The sequence below is a fragment of the Actinobacillus lignieresii genome (genome assembly GCF_900444945.1).
GTDB classification, from domain to species: Bacteria; Pseudomonadota; Gammaproteobacteria; order Enterobacterales; family Pasteurellaceae; genus Actinobacillus; species Actinobacillus lignieresii.
On the sequence record NZ_UFRM01000001.1, the window covers coordinates 1,790,375 to 1,808,698 of the forward strand.

The window sequence follows — 18,324 nt, forward strand, 5'->3', positions numbered from 1 at the left end:
ATTCTTGTGAAAATACGACCGCTTGTTTCAATTAAAGAGAATTAAACTTCAAGTAAATCTACGATATTAATCGCTATCGGCTGACTTAATAACTCGGCAAATTTAGCGCCTGCATCAATAAAATGCGCTTGCTGAGTATGCAACGCCAAATCTTGTTGCGATTGCCATTGTTCCACAAAAGTATACACATTCGGCTGACCTTGCACCGCACCACAACCATAAGAAATACAACCTTGGTCGTTAAGTGAAGCACGAATTAAGTTTTGTGCCAATGCTTCAAATTCTGCGGTTTTATCCGCTTTTACATGGCATACTGCATAAACTGCGATCATAATTGCTCTCCTAAACTAAAATTACACGATGTTGGAATATGCTTTTAAAACTTGCCCAATCCGCTCAAATAAATGTTGAATGATATCCGCTCGATGTGCAAGCACTCGAACCATTAATCCGCCGTCATTTAACTGGGATACCCCCACCAACATCTCTTTTTGCGCGGCAATCAAGGCTTGTAACTCACTCACAATCGCCTTAATTTCTAAGGTACTTTTTGCCAAATTGATGTAGGTTAATGAACCTTGATGCGAAAAATCTTCCATTTGGCTCAATGACGTCAATGCCATTTTTGCCGGTAGCCACTGAATACGGTCGGTAACAAGCGGTCGATTTTGGTGAGAAATTCGCAAATAGGACGCAAAATGACGGAAAGCAAATCGCTCGCCGTTTAGCACACGCCCAATCGCCACAATCTCGCCATAAATTAGCTCGGACTGCTCCCCCATCTCAATTTCTGTGGTTTGCTTAAATCCGCTGTCTTTATGCAGCACCAACGGATGCGGAAGATAAAATAAGCGACTATTTTTGCCCAATTTTATGCACGTTTTTTGCGTGGCATAATCGCCATCATTCATTGATTGCACCCGAGTAAATGCCTGCGTGTTCAATGAAAGTGCGGTATCATCCGCCAGCGAAATCTCAATATCAAGCAGATCACCTGCCAACAAACCGGGCGAAGACGACATTTGCATCGCATTCAAAGCATTGCGCCAATACGAATCCAAATTCGGTAAAGTCATTACCTTAAACGGCGGCGACACAAAGTATTGATCGAGCTGCGTTTTGCCCTGTGAGGTTAATTTTGTTGAGAGTAAAAGTTTGCTTTGCATTTGATTGCTCACTCTCTCCCCTCGAGGGAGAGAGACAGCTTGTTGAAGCGTTCAGCGAAAACAAGCAGAGAGAGGGAATTTGCAAAAAATGAGTGTTCAAACACCGTTTCCCCTCTCCCTGATTTTTCTTCTATACGAAGAAAAATCTGTCCCTCTCCCACAAGGGGCGAGGGTTATAGTATTTAACGAACTAAAGATGCTGGATCTTCAATATTTTTTAACAATGCGTATTTTTCGATCCAACCGATCACGCCATCAAGGTTTTCGTTCTTCATCAAGTTAGTGAAAATAAACGGCTGACCGTTACGCATACGGCGAGCATCACGTTCCATTACGCTTAAATCCGCACCCACAAACGGCGCAAGGTCGGTTTTATTAATCACTAATAAATCCGAACGAGTGATACCCGGTCCGCCTTTACGTGGAATTTTCTCGCCTTGTGCCACGTCAATCACGAAAATCGTCACGTCTGCCAAATCTGGGCTGAAGGTTGCCGAAAGATTATCGCCGCCCGATTCAATGAAAATTAACTCCACTTCCGGAAAACGCGCCACCATTTCGTCCACCGCTTCAAGGTTCATTGAAGCGTCTTCACGAATCGCCGTATGTGGGCAACCACCGGTTTCCACACCCATAATGCGTTCAGGTGGAAGCAAACTGTTTTTCGTTAAAAACTCTGCATCTTCTTGGGTGTAAATGTCGTTTGTGATAACCGCAACACTGTATTTGCTTGCAATTTCACGGGTTAAGCGTTCGATTAATGCGGTTTTCCCCGCTCCCACAGGGCCTGCCACCCCGATTTTGATATATTTACGCATTGGTTTTCCTATTATTCAAATTAAGACATATAAAGTCTTGTATAAAGCTGTTCGTGTTGCATTGAGCGAATATCACTTGCCAGCGTTGCTGCGCCGAGCCATTCTGGGTCTGGATTAAGACTATTTTCGACCGCTTGTGCCAGTGGCGTGCGAAGTGCAAACAAAATATCTTGCCCATCCATTTGACTTAACGGCACCAGTTTCACGCCATTAGTCACCGCTCCAACTGCCGCATTATAGTAGAACGCATAGAGTGTTTCGGCTTTATCCAGCTGCATCGCCTGTGCCACGATCGCAAACACAATCGGGAAATAACCCTGACAGCGTTTTTCGCTGATCGCTTGCTGAAATTCGCTCAATAACGGATGATTTTCATAACGGATAAAAATCTTCAGCAAACGCACACCTAATTTATAACTACCCTCACGACTTTCACGGGCAATTTTACTGGCGGCAAGTTCCTGATCTAACACTAACAAGCGGTCTAAATCGTGATTTGTCATCGCATCAAACGCTAACGACAAGTACGCACCGTCATTGTAAATCCAGTTCTGCATCAACTGGGTTTGCACGTATTCTTCAAGGCTGGCTCGGCTGTTCACTTTGCCTTGTTGGACAAAAGTTTCCAAGCCGTTTGAATGGTTAAAACCGCCAATAGGGAGCGTAGGATCAACTAAGTGTAACAACGCACCCAACTGCCCCATTCGGGCGAAATCTAGTGCTTGTGCCAATTTCCGTCTCCGTGATGATGATAGCCGTGATGATCGTGCGAATGGCTATGGCTGTGAGAATGTCCGTGTCCTTGTGCCGAGTTCGCTCGCAACGCTTGGCTTAAACGGCGTTCCGCTTTTTGCGGTTCAAATCCTGCCGCTTGTAGCCATTCAAACATCGGTTTGTCGTATGGTAACGTTACTTCATCACCGTCTAAAAATAGGGGCGAATGTTTGTTACCGATTTCATAGCACGCACGTGCCATTTCAGGCAAGGTTTTCGGCGAAAGCACAATCACTTCGCTTGGCACGATTTCAATCGTAATCACTAGGCTCTCGCTCACAAAAACTACATCATCATGCTTCAAACGTTGCCCTTCTTTCAGCAAACGAAACGCCACTTCACGTCCTGATTTCGACGTTTTACGCAATATATTGCGTTCACTTTCATACCATTGCAATTCAACGGTGTCGATTTGTTGATTGGTAATTTTGCCTGAAGCTTTTAGCTCGGCAAGATTGCCTAAAATATCTTCCATTACTGGGAGGATTGGGTTAAGGATTTGCATAATTGTATTTTTCATTATTTTCCTAGCACGGCTCGTATGCGGTATTACACGTGTGGTTTCGTTTCTGCCAACACTACATATTTGTCATTCATTTGTTCCGCCCAAGCGGTCAAATTCGGGTGATGTTTTGCAAGATCGTAGCCAAGTTTTTCGGCACGGAATTGCAACCAATCAATTAAGCAAACTGCAGTAATTGTGCCGATATTTAGTTCTGTGCCAAACGGTTCAATCGCTTTTTCAAGCTGTGGAAATGATCGGATATTACGTTCCATTAACTGTTCTTGACGGCTTGTCCACCATTCGTTTTCAGGGCGAAGTAAACGTTCCGCCATAATCGGTACGGTGTTTTCTAAAATACCGTCCGCTAAATTGTGTAGAGCCAATGCAGCCCAACGAGATTTACCGCTTTCCGGGAAAAGTTTTGGTTGGTCGCCTTTTTGATCGAGATATTCGCAAATCAGTTGGCTGCCGAATAACCAGTTGCCGCAATTACGCTGTAAAGCCGGTACACGTCCAAGCGGATTGTCTTGGTTGTGCGGCGAATTTGGATCAAATGACGAGTTGATTTTTAACAATTCGGTTTTAGCTTCTAATTGTTGATGTTTTAGCGTAACTAATACTTTACGCACGAAAGGACTAGTGGTGGAATACCAGAGTTTCATAGATTCTCCTTTTTCCTCATACTCACGTATGAGGTTAGACATTGTATGGTTGCTCTGCAACCAACTTAGTGAATTGTCGCAGAGCGACGACCCTATACTTAACCACGCACGTCAGTGCGTGGTATTTGCAAAATTTTATGCAAATTTAACCGCTTGTTGGAATGTTTAGCGAAACAAACAGAGAGGAAAAAACCGTTCCCCCTCTCCCTGATTTTTCTTCTTAACAAAGAAAAATCTGTCCCTCTCCCACAAGGGGAGAGGGTGAACACTAGAACAAGAAATAACGCTGTGCAAGCGGCACTTTGGTCGCAGGTTCGCAAGTAATATGTTCGCCGTCCACACGTACTTCGTAGCGTTCCGGATCTACGGTAATTTCAGGCGTTGCATTGTTGTGAACAAGGTCTTTTTTACCTACGTCACGACAACCTTTTACCGCCAGGGTTTCTTTCTGAATGCCGTATTGGGCTTTGATGTTCGCATCCACGCTCGCTTGTGAAACGAAATAAACCGCACTTTCGGTATTCGCTTTCGCATTCGCCCCAAACATTGGGCGGTAGAATACCGGTTGTGGCGTTGGGATTGAAGCGTTCGGGTCGCCCATTTTCGCAAAGCTGATAAAGCCTTTTTTCATCACAAATTCCGGTTTTACACCGAAGAATTGTGGCTTCCACAATACGATATCCGCAAGTTTACCCACTTCAAGCGAGCCGACGTGTTGGCTGATACCGTGAGCGATTGCCGGGTTGATGGTATATTTCGCAATATAGCGTTTAATACGGAAGTTATCGCTATTCGGATCTTCAGCTAATGCTCCACGTTGTACTTTCATTTTATCTGCCGTTTGCCACGTACGAGTGACCACTTCGCCGACACGTCCCATTGCTTGACTGTCTGAACTCATAATTGAGAACACGCCCATATCGTGCAGAATATCTTCCGCTGCAATCGTTTCAGGGCGGATACGGCTATCTGCAAATGCCACATCTTCCGGCACACGTTTATCTAAGTGGTGACAAACCATTAGCATATCCAAATGTTCGTCAATCGTGTTCACGGTAAACGGACGGGTCGGGTTGGTTGAAGCCGGTAATACGTTCGGGTACATCGCCGCTTTAATAATATCCGGTGCATGACCGCCGCCTGCACCTTCGGTGTGGAAAGTGTGAATCACACGTCCGTTAATCGCTTTCATCGTGTCTTCTAAGAAACCACTTTCGTTGAGCGTGTCGGTGTGGATTGCTACTTGCACATCCATTTCGTCCGCCACTTTTAACGCCGCATCAATTACTGCCGGTGTGGCGCCCCAGTCTTCGTGGATTTTTAAGCCTAACGCACCGGCAACGACTTGTTCTTTAAGCGGTTCGAGCGTAGAACAGTTACCTTTGCCGAAAAAGCCGATATTGACCGGTAACGCTTCGCAAGCTTGGAACATTCTTTCAATGTTAAATTTACCCGGTGTACAGGTGGTGGCATGAGTGCCGTCCGCCGGGCCTGAACCACCGCCGATCATCGTAGTAATGCCATTTTCGATAGCGTGTTGTGCTTGTTGCGGACAAATCCAGTGAATATGCGTATCAATACCGCCTGCGGTCGCAATTAAATGTGCGCCGTTATGTACTTCGGTGCTTGCGCCGATAATCATATTTGGCGTGACGTTATCCATCGTATCCGGATTACCCGCCTGACCGATACCGACAATGCGTCCGTCACGAATCCCGATATCCGCTTTGATAATGCCTAATTTTGCGTCGATAATCATCACGTTAGTGAGAGCAAAATCCAATACGTTCGGATTATCACGGGTAGCGGTACTGGATTGTGCCATACCGTCACGCACCGATTTACCGCCGCCGAATTTACACTCATCGCCTTTGGTTAAAAAATCTTGTTCAATTGTCGCCCATAAATCGGTATCGCCTAAACGGACTTTATCACCGACTGTCGGGCCGTAAGTCGCTACATACTGACTGCGTGGGATTGTTAATGCCATTTTCTTACTCCCTATAATTTGCCGTCGATTTCATTATGGAAACCGTAAATCACTTTATTACCACCAAACTCAACCAGTTCCACTTCTTTCGCTTCGCCGGGTTCAAAACGCACCGCATTGCCGGACGGCACATTTAAACGCATACCGCGAGCCTGCAAGCGGTCGAATTTTAGGGCGTGATTGGTTTCAAAAAAATGGTAATGCGAACCGACTTGAATCGGGCGGTCGCCTGTATTGACTACTTCTAATTTGACGGTTTTGCGACCCACATTCGCTTGTATATCACCGTCTGCTAATTGGTATTCTCCGGGGATCATTTTTTATTCCTTATTTGTTTACTTTCTCCCCTTGAGAGAGAGGCAGCAGAAAATTGCGTCAGACAATTTTTTGCAGAGAGAGGGGGAATTTGCAAAATATTGCGATTTTACACCGCTTTCCCCTCTCCCTGATTTTTCATCTATACGAAGAAAAATCTGTCCCTCTCCCACAAGGGGTGAGGGTTTATTTTTATCTAATAGGGTTATGTACGGTCACCAATTTGGTACCGTCCGGAAACGTCGCTTCGATTTGTACTTCGTGCACCATTTCCGCAATCCCTTCCATCACCTCCTCAACCGTCAGCAATGTTGCGCCGTATTGCATCACTTCCGCCACCGACATACCGTCACGTGCCGCTTCTTGTAAATGGCTGGCGATATAAGCGATTGCCTCCGGATAATTCAATTTTACACCTCGAGCTTTACGTTTTGCCGCCAGCTCACCGGCAAGAAATAACATCAGTTTTTCTTGTTCTCTTGAAGTTAAATGCATTTTGTACCTTCTTTTTGTTTGTGTTTGTAAAATTTTTCTGAAAATAGACCGCTTGCTTATGACCGTTTTGACTAAGGATTCAGCAATCTGACTAATTTGTTTTTATCGAAAGCGGCTTTATCCAGCTTGGATTTAACCGCCAATAATAACCAACTGGCGACAATAAAACCGATGGTATAACTCGGTATGCCTAAACTTGAAATACTAAATTGGATTAAAACCGCTAACAGCGATCCTAAAATAATATAAACAAAGTTACGGAAACGATCGCCGGCAAAAGCGCAAGCGACGAGAATCGGAGAGAAACCGTAAATACCGTTTGCGAGTTGGTTCGGTTGAACGGTTAATAACTGGTTGGCAAAGGAAGTGCCGATGGTTGCGGCGGCTAAACCGTACATGGCAGCCATCGGAGAATTAATCGAGATGGCAAGGAAAAGTAAAATACCGGTAATAATACTGGATCCGAAATTGACTTCCGCCCAAGCGTAAAACGGCTCGCCGATTGCCTGTAGCGTATTCGTATTATCCGCTAATGCGGGGGTGGTCTGAGAGAGATCAAAGAAATGATATTTAGCGATAGCCCAGCAAAAAATCCAGCAGGTAAATACGAAAGGGAAGGTAAATGCGATTTTATTCCGTTTGGTAAATTCCCGCATAATAAGGGTTGCCACGATGGAAGCAACGACGGCATTTAGCCAAATGAGCGGGTTACTTGCATCAATTAAACCAAAAGTAAACATGACGCACATAAAAGCGAGGCTGGCGTTAAAACCGTATAATCCCTGTTCAATCTGCCGTTGAGGATATTTAAGCAAAGATGCCGTATATGTGCCGATTAATGCACCGAGAAAACACCCCACACCGAGCGTCCAATGACTAAAAAACATAGCGATGACGATCACCAAACCGGACAAACCGTTTTCTTGTAAAAAGATTTGCCCAACCCCGGTAAGGGTAGATTTAAGCAGCTTCATTTTTCATTCCCGTGTGTTTGCACCACTATCTTGTGGTTTATTTTGTTAAATAAAGCGTATCTGTTGCGAGCGTTCGACAAAACGCTTGATCATGCGAAGCAATTAACATCGGCAATTTTAATTGTTTGAGTAAAGCGGTTAATTTTTCGCAATTTTTTGCATCAAGCCCGTTTGTCGGCTCATCAAGTAATAACATTTTAGGTTGCATCGCCAATACGCCGGCTAATGCGGTAAAATTTTTTTCTCCGCCGGAGAGTAAATTGACCGGACGGTCTTTTAGGTGAGCAATACCGATTTGTTCCAACTGCGTAAGGGCGATATGATAGGCTTCCACCCTTGCGTAGCCTTGATTTAATACGCCGAACGCCACATCGTCCAATACCGTAGGGCCGAATAATTGATCTTCCGCATTTTGGAAACACAAGCCGATCGTTCCCCTAAACGGCGCAAAATCTTTTTCAATTTTACACCTTTTGCCGAATAAAGATATCTCTCCCGATTGAATCGGTACGAATCCCAATAAAGAAAGCAGTAATGTCGATTTACCTGCACCGATTTCACCTTGTAGAAATAAACACTGTTGAGCTTCGAGGGTAAAACTGAGGTTTTCGATAATAGGCTGTTGATTACGGCAAATCGTAAGATTGCGGACTGTCAGTATATTCATTTGTGTATTCTTATTCGCAAAGCTATTTTTCACCAAATTTAAATCCGCGAGCTTTTAAAGCGATTTCGGCTTTTTCCGCCCTTACCATCGCATGAATCAATAATAGCGATACCTTTTGGGCGATAATCATCAAGGTTCTCATATTGCATTTCGGCTGATAGCCTCTGGCGCGCATCGCCATATCCATTTTACCGTTCAGTTCGGATAATAATGCGATATAGCGTATCGTCAATACAAAGAGATGAATAAACTTGCTTGGTAACGGCAATTTACCGATTGCCTGTACTAAAACGGTATCCGTTATATTAAATAGCCCCAGCCACATGACCAAAACAATTAAATTCATACGTAAGCCGATTAATAACGCCAGCTCAAACCCTTTTTGATGCCATTCGATGCCGTTTGAACCTATATGCCAACTCAAAGTAAGCAATATCAGTAATGTGAAAAGATTAAACTTCAGCCAACGAAGACACAAGGTTTTCAGCGAATACTGCGCATAAAAATGCAACCCGATCAGCAAAATCGCCGTGCAAGCGGTCAGAATAAATAAAAAATTTACGGAATGCAGCGCACTAATCGCTAACCCTGCGATAAAGATATAAATTAAACGCCAATGTGGTTGCAATAATACCGTCATGACCAATTAATCGAAATGTAAGGCGGAAGGCATCATTTTGGTGAGCGTCAATACAACCCCCACGCTTACGATACTATCGACAACAAAAATAGGTAAATGAGAAACGATAAGCAAGCCGATCAAATCGGTATAAGCCTTACCGCCGTCGAACGCTAACACCAACGAAGCCAAAAATGCCGCCCCGCCGACTCCGATAGTTCCCACGCAAATACCCGTAAAGATCAGGTAATTGCGTGATAAATTCCGTTTCAGTGAATTGCGGAAAAGATAATGAACCAGTAATGCAGGTAATGCCATAATGCATAAATTTACGCCGAGTACGGAGAATCCGCCGAACGAAAACAACAAAACCTGCAATAAAAGCGCAATTAAAAAAGCGGGAAAGACCGTCCACCCAAGAAATAATCCCGCCATCCCATTGAGGATAAGGTGAACGCTTCCTATCCCGACCGGCACGTGAATCGTCCCCGCCACAAAAAATGCCGAGGCAAACAAAGCGGTTAATGATAAGCGGCGGTAATCTAACTTACGCAGACCGATTGCCACTCCCGCCAGTGCGATTACCGCACCGGTAATCAGGGTTGTGGAATGTAAAACACCTTCAGACAAATGCACTTACTGCTTTTCCCTTTTCGCTTTTAATAACGCAAAAAGACCGAATAAACCGAAGATATAACCGATTCCGCCTAAAATATCGTGTAAATAGATTTTATCTTTTAATTTATGTAAGTCTTCACGCAATAACTCGAATTCGGATCTCCCCATCGCACGTTTCGCGATATTATCCGCAACTCTCTCCGCTCTATGACCTTCAGGTCCGTCAATCACGACTTTAAACGGCCCGGTGGTCGTTACCGGAAGGACAAAATGCCCCGACAAATCGGTTTTACCCGAAACGATAGGTTGCTCCGGATTGCCCCCCATACCGAGCTGATAGGCTTCTACATAAGTTTCCGCCACGGGAGATTGATCGGAATAATATGCCCTGCCGGTAATTTCATCGCCGTCATATTGTGCAAAAAGATACAAATTATGCGCTATTGCTTGAAATGAAAACAGCGATAAAACGAGGACTAATAAATATCGAACGACTTTCATTATTTCACATCAAACGTCAGCATATATTCAATTGAACGTTCGGTATAATCCGGATGTTCAACCCCTTTTTCCTCAAATTCCGCCCAAACTTTATTAAATCCCGCAACAGGGGTAAATTGAGCGATACCTTGTGCATTCGTAAGCTCAAACGGCTTATCTTCACCGCTGCCGACTTTAATGCCGGAAACCGGTTTTCCTTTATGTAAGACTAAAACGGATAACGGCTTACCCGCCTCCGGTTTGGCTTGCGGTACTAATTCATAATCAAGATCATGTGATTTAGTCGCTTGTTCGTTCCAAGTTAAAATCGCTTTGCCGAGTTTAACCGGATTGAGGCTTAATACGGCGCTAGGCGCTTCTCTTTTTGTTTTCTCGACATATTTACCGCTAGGTAGCTTCGACCATACGCCGTTATCAAATTGGAGGAAAACGATAGGATAAACATCCGCTTTAAAATAAGCTTCGCCGTTTTGGAATTGGTAGGTTGCAGCTTCGAGAGAACCGTCGCTTTTAAGTAACTGAATGGATTTTAATTTATGTTCCGGATAACTTTCCGTGGTTTCATGCCCGAATTTTACCACATATTCATCTTTATTCTTTGTCGGCTCTAACCATACATTATGTGCTTGAACAAACGATGTCATCAAAAAACCGCTTAATAAGATTGTCATTTTTGCAAATCTCATTACACAATACTCCTTTTAAATTTTCTTAAAATATCGGCATTATTCTTGCCTTATTCAGTCTATAACAATTTTACTGAGCGTTCAAATAAATAGCCATAATGCTTTAAGGTTACTTCTTGCTCCGTTGTAAAAGATCGCTTTACGGTTGCATCATTTTTGAGAAAATGAATAATAACGAAAAAACGGATCAACTCGGACAATATGTTAAATAAACTGGACGCACTAAAATATTTCTGTACCGCCGCTCAAACGCTTAACTTTAGAGAAGCAGCCAATCAATTGGCGGTTTCTCCGCCGGTTATTAGCCGAGCCGTAAATGAGCTTGAATCGGAGCTAGGCGAACAATTGTTTAAACGTACGACGCGTAACATCACCCTAACCAATTTCGGCGAAGAGTTTTTATTACAGGCGGAACAATTACTGAGAGACAGTGAGAAATTATTCGGCTTAGGCAAGAAAAAACAAAACGATATGGCGGGCGTCGTGCGTATCACGCTACCGAAATTACGTGATCAGGAGGAAATTCTATTTGAGTTACTGCAAGCGCTGGAGCCCTATCCGGAATTAGTGATTGACTGGCGGGTTGATGCCGCGCGTTTAGATAACGTTAAACATCGAATCGATATCGGTATCCGAGCCGGTCATGACCCCGATCCTAATTTTATTATTCGTCCTTTAACCAAAATGCACGAGATTTTCGTTGCCTCCCCCGCTTTTATTCAGCGTTGGGGCATGCCGAAAAATCTGGACGATATGCAACGAAACTTCCCCATCAGCAGCTTATTAAACGCAAATACCGGGCGACCTTGGGAAATTTCTCTTAACGAGCATCAAGTGCTTGTTCCGCAAAAAATCGGTTTTATTACGACGGACTTATACTGCGAGCTTCAGGCGGCATTAGCCGGTAAAACCATTACGCATATCGGCAATACGGTGTGTAAGCCGTATCTCGAAAGCGGTCAGCTTATTCAACTTTTTCCCGAACAGCAGTCCGAATTATGGCAACTGTATTTATATCGCCCGTATCAAGCGGTAACATCGCCGAGAGTACTTAAAGTTTTTGATCTGCTGACCGAGATTATGCAACGTCGTTATAGCTAACAAGAAAAAAGCGGTCAAATTTTGCAAAAAAATTGCAATCTCTGACCGCCAAGGTGAACACTGTTCTCTTTAAACGGATTAAACGTTTGCCGGCTTAATCACAATTTTAGTAATTTGTAATTTATCGCCGTTTTGTTTGGTATCAATATTAAATTTTACGTTCCAACTTCCTTTGTTATCCCACATATCGCCCAAAATACGTGCGGTAACCAGTAATTCGCTATAACCCTTCGATTTGATTTTCGACTCGGTAATCGCGTAATATTTTAAACCGCCTTCTTGAATGTTTTTAATCCATTCTTGTTTGGTTAATGTATCCTGTTTAAGCGTGACTAATTTAAAATCGTCGGCTAAAAGATTTTGCAACGTTTCAAAATTCGGATTGACCAATGCGTTATTCAGTTCTTCATAAGCATGGATCACTTTTTCTTGTTGTTCCTGTTTTGCTTCCGCATTCGTAATAACCGGTAAACTTGCGGTAAAACTCAGGGCAATGCCCCAAAATAACGATAAAAAAATTCGTGTAAAAGTTAATTTCATTTGATTCCTCGAATATCTCTCTTCTCATTTCTTGAGTGATATTATAAGGTAATCATTATTAATGATAAGAGCACATTTCATTAATTAACTATTAACAAAAAAGAAATAATCTTTTGGTTAGTTTTGTGTACAAAGCAAGACAAAAGACTGTTTATCCGGAAAATGGCAAGCGGTCGTTTTTACAAAAAAATCGGTAAAAACAACCGCTTGCAGTTTAAAGAAGAGGATTAAAGCGGAAATAATAACGGCACAATCAAGACCGTGGCAAACATCACTAAAATCGTAAACGGTACGCCGACTTTGACGAAATCTATAAAGCGATAGCCCGCCGGTGCAATCACCATCGTATTTACCGGAGATGAAATCGGTGTCATAAATGCGGCGGAAGAAGCGATAGTAATCACCATCACCAACGCAATCGGCGAATAGCCCAACTGTCTTGCCACTTCAATTGCAATCGGCGCCATTAGAATCGCCGTCGCCGTATTCGAGATAAATAAGCCGACTATCGCAGTCAAAGCAAATAATCCGATTAAAATAAAAATATAAGAGGTTTCGGAACCGCCGGTAAGTCGAATAAATTCCTCTACCATCAACGCCACACCGCCGGTTTTTTGCATCGCGGTCGAAAACGGCATCATACCGACAATTAATAAAAGCGTTGGAAAATGAATCGAATCATAAGCGCTTTTCATATCAATACAGCGAAATTTACCGAGCAATAAACAGCAAATCAATGCGGCGATCACATTCGGCACGATACCCGAGATCATTAAAACGACCATCAATAATACCGAAAACAGTGCGTAAGGCGCTTGACTGGTGGACGGCGCAATCTGTTTGCCCTCTTTCGGCATACCGAGCAGAAATAAGTCTTTATTATATTTTTCCAACGCAACGATTTTTTGCCATACGCCCATTACCAACAGCACATCGCCCGCTTTAACCGGTTCTTTTAACAAATTATCTTGTAAAATCCGGTTTTCTCGTTTAATCCCAACTACGCTTAAACCGTAAGTCGGGCGGAAATTCAATTCCTGTACCTTTTTATCGATACTTTCCGTTTCCGGCATCACGACAAATTCCGCCATGCCGACCGATTTGGAATGTGTTGAGAAATATTCGCCTTTCAACTCTACCGGTTGTAAGTGACATTCTTCGCATAACATCGCAAAAATATCTTCGTCAATGCCGATATCCATCAACAAAATATCTTTTTCTTGCAATTGGTCGTTACCGAACGCCGCCATAATTTGCGAACGGAAATTTTTATATCGTTGAATCGCAATCACATTCATGCGATACAGCGAGCGCAGTTTCAGCTCGTCCATGGTTTTACCGATAAACGGCGAACCTTCTTGCAAGATCACCATTTTGGCTCGTCCGTGCAGCTGATATTGCTCAATTAAGTGCGACATACTGTTATCGTCTTTGGCGAGCGTCGGTATATCGCCGTTATCCAACCAACGGCGAGCGACCAACATATATAAAATACCGAGCACAAGTACCGTCATACCTATCGGGGTAAAACTAAAAAAGCCGAATCCTTGATAGCCGGCTTTAATCAGTTCCGAATGCGTCACAAGGTTTGGTGCGGTCGCAATTAAGGTCATCATACCGCTGATTAAACCGGCAATACTGAGCGGCATCATCATACGGCGAGGCGAAATATTCATTTCGGCACAAATCGCCAACGCAACCGGTATAAAAATCGCCACAATTCCGGTCGAACTCATAAATGCGCCCAACAATCCGATCGACAGCATCATCAACACCAATACTTTGGTTTCGCTTGAACCCGCCGCCCGCATTAGCCAATCGCTGATTTGATACGCCACACCGGTACGGGCAAGCGCCTCGCCCACCACATATAACAGAGCTAATAAAACAATGTTCGGATCGCTTAAGCCCGCAAAGATTTCTTGCGTCGTTAAAATGCCGCTGATGCTAAAGGCAAGCATTACCAGCAATGCGATAATATCCATCCGTAATTTGTTTTGGATAAATAGCACAACGGCAACGATAAGAATCGCCAACACCCAAAATAGCGGATGTTGTAAAAAAGAAGGTAAATAATTAAGAAGAGTCTGCATTCAATTCTCCTTATCCGGTAGGCTTTGTTATTATACCTTTTATATTATAAAAAAAGCCCTTTATAAAGGGCTTTCTACATTTAACTTCTCGTTAATTTCAGTAATGGCAAGAATCAAACTGGATCGCATCACACGTTCCAAACGAATTTGTTGCATTTGATATAACATTGAATCTTTATTTTCTACCGACGAAGCAAATTTCAACAGATCCGCAACCGGGCTGAGATCAATGTGATGAAGATCTTTGGCGAATTGTACGATTGCCGGATGGGAAAACGGTAATTCCTCCACCTCATCGCTTAATTGCTGTTTCACTTCGATAAAAAGCGAAATATCTTCAAAAACGGCGGCGGAAATCACCCCCAAACCCAATAATAACTTTAGACGAACAGTCAATTCCGCAAGCGGTCCTTGATGTTCAAACAAGGAATCGACCACCGACTTTAAAGCAAAGTCGGTTTTACGAAATACTCTTTGAATAAGCCGTTCAATATTTTGCGCAAACTGATTCACTGAAAGTGCAAAGAACCCTCGTAAAGAGGGAACTTCGCTTAATTGTTCGATAAAATTATCTGAATATGGCATTAGTTATATAACGCAACAACTTGATCAATCACCTCTTGGTTTGTTAAACCGGTATATTTCTCAACTGCCGCAGCTACTCCGTTATCTGCAATAAATTGTGCTAATTCGACCGCTTGCGGGTCTTCTTCATTACGATATTGTAGAGCCATTACCACGCCATTGACGAGGTTTTTATGCGGTAAACCGTATTCCAACGTGCCTAAAAGCGGTTTAATTAAACGATCGTTCGGGCTAAGTTTACGAATCGGCTCACGACCGACACGGTTTACATCATCGTTTAAGTACGGGTTCGCAAAACGTTTTAAGATTTTTTCGATATAAGCGGCGTGCGCTTGCGGGTCAAAATTATAACGTTTAATTAATACCGCACCGCTTTCTTCCATGGTCGCTTTTACCGCCGCTTTCACGCTGTCGATAGCGATCGCTTCTTTAATCCATTTCACGCCGGCTTGTTTACCTAAATAAGCAGAAATTAAATGACCGGTATTTAACGTAAATAATTTACGCTCAACAAATGCCATTAAATTATCGGTTAATTCCATACCTTTAATATCCGGAATTTGACCTTTGAATTGGGTTTTATCTACAATCCATTCGCTAAACTCTTCCACCGTTACTTCTAACGGATCCGCTTCGTTTAATTCCGCTGGCGGTACGATTCTATCTACCGCAGAATCGACAAAACCGACAAACTTTTCAATTTCCGCTTGTTGAGAAGCGGTTAAATTTTCAAAGATTTTTGCTTTAAAGAAGCTTGTACCACGCACCATATTCTCACAAGCAATAATATTTAACGGCTGGGTGTTACCCGCTTCTAAACGAGCTGCTAACGCTTTGGCAAACAACGGCGCAATAAAACCTAATACATTCGGACCAACCGCCGTAGTAATCAGTTCAACGCTTTTCACTTGTTCGATTACTGCCTCTTCATCTTTTGAGTTGATCGCCGCAATATTTTTCACCACTTCGACACGGCTCGCATCGCCTACGATTTTTACGCCGTATTGTTTATTTTGGTTAATTTGATCAATCTGCGTTTGATTGATGTCGGCAAAGGTGACGAAAACACCCGAGTCCGCCAATAATTTACCGATAAAGCCACGACCGATATTACCTGCACCAAAATGTAATGCGTTCATTCTATGTTCCTCTTTAATTTGTAAAATATTTGAAAAATTTGACCGCCTGCAAGCGAAAATCCCCCACTTTCGTGGGGGAAGTTAAATTATTCGCCTTTTAATAAGCGTAATACTTTTTGCGGATCATCGGTTAATGTGAGAATTTCCATCGTTTTCTCATCATCTAACGCATTAGTGATCGCACTTACCACTTGGATATGCTCATTATTGCGTGCCGCAATACCGATCACTAATTTCGCCACACCGTCTTCTTCATCCGTAAAGCGAACACCCTCACGATATTGGCAGAACACGATACCGGTTTTTAATACTTTATCTTTTGCCGCAATCGTACCGTGCGGAACCGCAATCCCTTCGCCTAAGTAAGTGGAAACTTGTTGCTCACGCTCAAACATCGCAGGGATATAATCCTCTTCCGCAAAGCCTAATTTAACTAATTGCTCGCCGGCAAATTGAATCGCTTCTTCTTTGGTACGAGCGGTTAAATTTAAGAAAATTTGTGCTTCGGTAACGTTTAAACCGGTACTTGCCGTTTCCGCTTGCGGAGCAGTTTCTACTTGTGTCGTTTTTTCCACCGGAGCGGTATTGGTATTAAGTTTTGCTACTAGACTGTCATAGAATGCGCCGTCTAAGAAGTTATTTAAGGACAAATGTTGTGCGCTCGGTACTTGTTTTTGCGCACGAGCGGTTAAGTCTTTATGTGTTACCACTAATTGAGAATCTTGCGGTAAATCGTTGATCGCAATATTTTGCACTTCAATATTCAAACCTGCCGCTTGTACTTTTTTACGTAACATACTTGCACCCATTGCACTTGAGCCCATACCGGCATCACAAGATACATAGATTTTACGTATATTACTAAAATCGCCTGCTACCGAAGCTACACCGCCTTTGCTTTGTGCTTTCATCGCCGCCATTTCCGCTTGCGCACTTTCTAACGCATCTTCTTCAGAACCGTCATCTTTTTGCATTTTAAGTAACACAGAAGCAATGACAAAAGTTACCGCACAAGAAAGAATCACTGAAGCGACTACCGCTAAATGCGCACCTGCCGGTGTCATTGCCAATACCGCAATGATTGAACCCGGAGAAGCCGGAGAAACTAAACCGCCGCCTAATAATGTATTGGTTAATACGCCTGTCGCACCGCCTGCGATTACCGCAAGGATTAAACGAGGATTCATTAATACATACGGGAAGTAAATTTCGTGAATACCGCCGAAGAAGTGAATGATTGATGCGGAACTTGCGGTATTTTTCGCAGAACCTTTACCGAATAACATATAAGCAATCAAAATCCCTAAACCCGGACCCGGATTCGCTTCAATTAAGAAGAAGATAGATTTACCTAACTCCGAAGATTCTTGAATACCAAGCGGTGAGAAGATACCGTGGTTAATCGCATTGTTTAAGAATAATATTTTCGCCGGTTCAACAATGATTGAAGTTAAAGCTAAAAGATTTGCATCAACCAACGCTTTAACGCCCGCCGCTAATAAATCTGAAATTGAAGTTACCACACCACCGATCACGCTGAATGACAGTAACGCTAATAACATACCGATAATACCGGCAGAGAAGTTGTTCACTAACATCTCAAAGCCGCTTTTCACTTTACCTTCGATTGCTTTATCGAATGTTTTGATTGCCCAACCGCCAAGAGGACCGACAATCATCGCACCCAAGAACATCGGAATTTCAGAACCGACAATGATACCCATAGTGGTAATCGCACCGACCACCGCACCACGTTCGCCGCCGGCTAAACGACCGCCGCTATAACCGATTAAAAGCGGTAATAGATAGCTGATCATCGGGCCGACAAGTTTTGCAAAGCTTTCGTTCGGTAACCAACCGGTCGGAATAAATAATGCGGTAATAAAACCCCAAGCGATGAATGCTCCGATATTCGGCATCACCATATTTGATAAGAAACGCCCAAAACTTTGGACTTTCACTTTTAAATTAGACATAACTGCTCCTAGAACAACAGTGTGTGAATTAAATAAATAAGATTGAATAATCTGGCGCATAAATTAGCACCGGAAAGCAAAGTCTCAAAAATATTTATTT

21 protein-coding genes are annotated in these 18,324 nt (G+C 43.1%); 1 reads left to right on the forward strand and 20 read right to left on the reverse strand.

The features are described 5' to 3' along the window. Positions 1–41 precede the first annotated feature (41 nt). The 15 genes from DY200_RS08360 to DY200_RS08430 form a co-directional block, all read right to left on the reverse strand. Positions 42–332: a putative quinol monooxygenase gene (locus tag DY200_RS08360; protein ID WP_115587663.1), complete on the reverse strand. Its 291-nt coding sequence runs from the start codon at positions 330–332 to the stop codon at positions 42–44. Positions 333–353: 21 nt separating this feature from the next. Beyond that, positions 354–1,166: an urease accessory protein UreD gene (locus DY200_RS08365; protein ID WP_115587987.1), complete on the reverse strand. Its 813-nt coding sequence runs from the start codon at positions 1,164–1,166 to the stop codon at positions 354–356. A 182-nt stretch (positions 1,167–1,348) separates the two neighbouring features. Beyond that, positions 1,349–1,984, reverse strand: a complete 636-nt coding sequence (ureG, locus tag DY200_RS08370) for an urease accessory protein UreG (RefSeq protein ID WP_009874590.1) — start codon at positions 1,982–1,984, stop codon at positions 1,349–1,351. 20 nt (positions 1,985–2,004) lie between these two features. Further along, a complete protein-coding gene (locus tag DY200_RS08375; RefSeq protein WP_172539929.1) occupies positions 2,005–2,688 on the reverse strand; it encodes an urease accessory protein UreF in 684 nt (227 codons plus the stop codon). Between the two features lie 11 nt (positions 2,689–2,699). After that, complete coding sequence (gene ureE / locus DY200_RS08380; RefSeq protein WP_115587988.1) at positions 2,700–3,263, reverse strand: urease accessory protein UreE; 564 nt, start codon at positions 3,261–3,263, stop codon at positions 2,700–2,702. Between the two features lie 44 nt (positions 3,264–3,307). Beyond that, positions 3,308–3,925: a glutathione S-transferase gene (locus DY200_RS08385; protein WP_115587665.1), complete on the reverse strand. Its 618-nt coding sequence runs from the start codon at positions 3,923–3,925 to the stop codon at positions 3,308–3,310. Between the two features lie 268 nt (positions 3,926–4,193). After that, a complete protein-coding gene (ureC, locus tag DY200_RS08390; protein ID WP_115587666.1) occupies positions 4,194–5,915 on the reverse strand; it encodes an urease subunit alpha in 1,722 nt (573 codons plus the stop codon). An 11-nt stretch (positions 5,916–5,926) separates the two neighbouring features. Then, positions 5,927–6,232: an urease subunit beta gene (ureB, locus tag DY200_RS08395; protein WP_005602348.1), complete on the reverse strand. Its 306-nt coding sequence runs from the start codon at positions 6,230–6,232 to the stop codon at positions 5,927–5,929. 190 nt (positions 6,233–6,422) lie between these two features. Then, entirely contained in the window at positions 6,423–6,725 is a 303-nt protein-coding gene (gene ureA / locus DY200_RS08400) for an urease subunit gamma (RefSeq protein ID WP_115587667.1), read from the reverse strand. Positions 6,726–6,796: 71 nt separating this feature from the next. After that, positions 6,797–7,699, reverse strand: a complete 903-nt coding sequence (locus tag DY200_RS08405; RefSeq protein WP_115587668.1) for an urea transporter — start codon at positions 7,697–7,699, stop codon at positions 6,797–6,799. Between the two features lie 37 nt (positions 7,700–7,736). Continuing rightward, positions 7,737–8,366: an energy-coupling factor ABC transporter ATP-binding protein gene (locus DY200_RS08410; protein ID WP_115587989.1), complete on the reverse strand. Its 630-nt coding sequence runs from the start codon at positions 8,364–8,366 to the stop codon at positions 7,737–7,739. Between the two features lie 22 nt (positions 8,367–8,388). Next, positions 8,389–9,006, reverse strand: a complete 618-nt coding sequence (locus tag DY200_RS08415; protein ID WP_115587669.1) for an energy-coupling factor transporter transmembrane component T family protein — start codon at positions 9,004–9,006, stop codon at positions 8,389–8,391. A gap of 6 nt (positions 9,007–9,012) precedes the next feature. Then, complete coding sequence (cbiM, locus tag DY200_RS08420; RefSeq protein ID WP_005599013.1) at positions 9,013–9,621, reverse strand: cobalt transporter CbiM; 609 nt, start codon at positions 9,619–9,621, stop codon at positions 9,013–9,015. Next, positions 9,622–10,035 (reverse strand): HI_1622 family ECF transport-associated protein, encoded by a 414-nt coding sequence (locus tag DY200_RS08425; protein ID WP_115587990.1) that lies wholly within the window; start codon positions 10,033–10,035, stop codon positions 9,622–9,624. 68 nt (positions 10,036–10,103) lie between these two features. Next, the gene (locus DY200_RS08430; protein WP_115587670.1) at positions 10,104–10,790 is read right to left on the reverse strand and encodes a DUF4198 domain-containing protein; all 687 of its coding nucleotides are present in this window, start codon (positions 10,788–10,790) and stop codon (positions 10,104–10,106) included. A gap of 201 nt (positions 10,791–10,991) precedes the next feature. On the opposite strand from DY200_RS08430, the gene DY200_RS08435 reads away from it, so the two are divergent. Beyond that, positions 10,992–11,891 carry a LysR family transcriptional regulator gene (locus tag DY200_RS08435; protein WP_115587671.1) on the forward strand — a complete coding sequence of 300 codons (900 nt, stop codon included), beginning with the start codon at positions 10,992–10,994 and terminating at the stop codon, positions 11,889–11,891. A gap of 78 nt (positions 11,892–11,969) precedes the next feature. Here DY200_RS08435 and DY200_RS08440 read toward each other — a convergent pair whose 3' ends face one another. From DY200_RS08440 to DY200_RS08460, 5 genes are all read right to left on the reverse strand, one after another. After that, the gene (locus tag DY200_RS08440) at positions 11,970–12,431 is read right to left on the reverse strand and encodes a nuclear transport factor 2 family protein (protein ID WP_115587672.1); all 462 of its coding nucleotides are present in this window, start codon (positions 12,429–12,431) and stop codon (positions 11,970–11,972) included. A gap of 227 nt (positions 12,432–12,658) precedes the next feature. After that, positions 12,659–14,524 (reverse strand): SLC13 family permease, encoded by a 1,866-nt coding sequence (locus tag DY200_RS08445; protein ID WP_115587673.1) that lies wholly within the window; start codon positions 14,522–14,524, stop codon positions 12,659–12,661. Between the two features lie 60 nt (positions 14,525–14,584). Next, positions 14,585–15,109 (reverse strand): MltR family transcriptional regulator, encoded by a 525-nt coding sequence (locus tag DY200_RS08450; RefSeq protein ID WP_005599023.1) that lies wholly within the window; start codon positions 15,107–15,109, stop codon positions 14,585–14,587. Further along, on the reverse strand, positions 15,109–16,248 hold the full coding sequence (locus tag DY200_RS08455; protein WP_005599024.1) for a mannitol-1-phosphate 5-dehydrogenase: 1,140 nt from the start codon (positions 16,246–16,248) through the stop codon (positions 15,109–15,111). Before DY200_RS08455 ends, DY200_RS08450 begins: the two co-directional genes overlap by 1 nt. Positions 16,249–16,334: 86 nt before the next feature. Beyond that, positions 16,335–18,224, reverse strand: coding sequence for a PTS mannitol transporter subunit IICBA (locus DY200_RS08460; RefSeq protein ID WP_115587674.1), 1,890 nt, complete (start codon positions 18,222–18,224; stop codon positions 16,335–16,337). Positions 18,225–18,324: the final 100 nt, after the last annotated feature.

Coding starts and splice junctions, on each gene's coding strand:
- DY200_RS08375 (WP_172539929.1), bottom strand. CDS start 2,688: ATGGGGCAGTTGGGTGCGTTGTTACACTTAGTTGATCCTACGCTCCCT.
- DY200_RS08360 (WP_115587663.1), bottom strand. CDS start 332: ATGATCGCAGTTTATGCAGTATGCCATGTAAAAGCGGATAAAACCGCA.
- ureC (WP_115587666.1), bottom strand. CDS start 5,915: ATGGCATTAACAATCCCACGCAGTCAGTATGTAGCGACTTACGGCCCG.
- DY200_RS08455 (WP_005599024.1), bottom strand. CDS start 16,248: ATGAACGCATTACATTTTGGTGCAGGTAATATCGGTCGTGGCTTTATC.
- DY200_RS08435 (WP_115587671.1), top strand. CDS start 10,992: ATGTTAAATAAACTGGACGCACTAAAATATTTCTGTACCGCCGCTCAA.
- DY200_RS08405 (WP_115587668.1), bottom strand. CDS start 7,699: ATGAAGCTGCTTAAATCTACCCTTACCGGGGTTGGGCAAATCTTTTTA.
- DY200_RS08440 (WP_115587672.1), bottom strand. CDS start 12,431: ATGAAATTAACTTTTACACGAATTTTTTTATCGTTATTTTGGGGCATT.
- ureE (WP_115587988.1), bottom strand. CDS start 3,263: ATGCAAATCCTTAACCCAATCCTCCCAGTAATGGAAGATATTTTAGGC.
- DY200_RS08415 (WP_115587669.1), bottom strand. CDS start 9,006: ATGACGGTATTATTGCAACCACATTGGCGTTTAATTTATATCTTTATC.
- DY200_RS08450 (WP_005599023.1), bottom strand. CDS start 15,109: ATGCCATATTCAGATAATTTTATCGAACAATTAAGCGAAGTTCCCTCT.
- DY200_RS08445 (WP_115587673.1), bottom strand. CDS start 14,524: ATGCAGACTCTTCTTAATTATTTACCTTCTTTTTTACAACATCCGCTA.
- DY200_RS08460 (WP_115587674.1), bottom strand. CDS start 18,224: ATGTCTAATTTAAAAGTGAAAGTCCAAAGTTTTGGGCGTTTCTTATCA.
- DY200_RS08410 (WP_115587989.1), bottom strand. CDS start 8,366: ATGAATATACTGACAGTCCGCAATCTTACGATTTGCCGTAATCAACAG.
- ureA (WP_115587667.1), bottom strand. CDS start 6,725: ATGCATTTAACTTCAAGAGAACAAGAAAAACTGATGTTATTTCTTGCC.
- DY200_RS08365 (WP_115587987.1), bottom strand. CDS start 1,166: ATGCAAAGCAAACTTTTACTCTCAACAAAATTAACCTCACAGGGCAAA.
- ureG (WP_009874590.1), bottom strand. CDS start 1,984: ATGCGTAAATATATCAAAATCGGGGTGGCAGGCCCTGTGGGAGCGGGG.
- DY200_RS08430 (WP_115587670.1), bottom strand. CDS start 10,790: ATGAGATTTGCAAAAATGACAATCTTATTAAGCGGTTTTTTGATGACA.
- DY200_RS08385 (WP_115587665.1), bottom strand. CDS start 3,925: ATGAAACTCTGGTATTCCACCACTAGTCCTTTCGTGCGTAAAGTATTA.
- ureB (WP_005602348.1), bottom strand. CDS start 6,232: ATGATCCCCGGAGAATACCAATTAGCAGACGGTGATATACAAGCGAAT.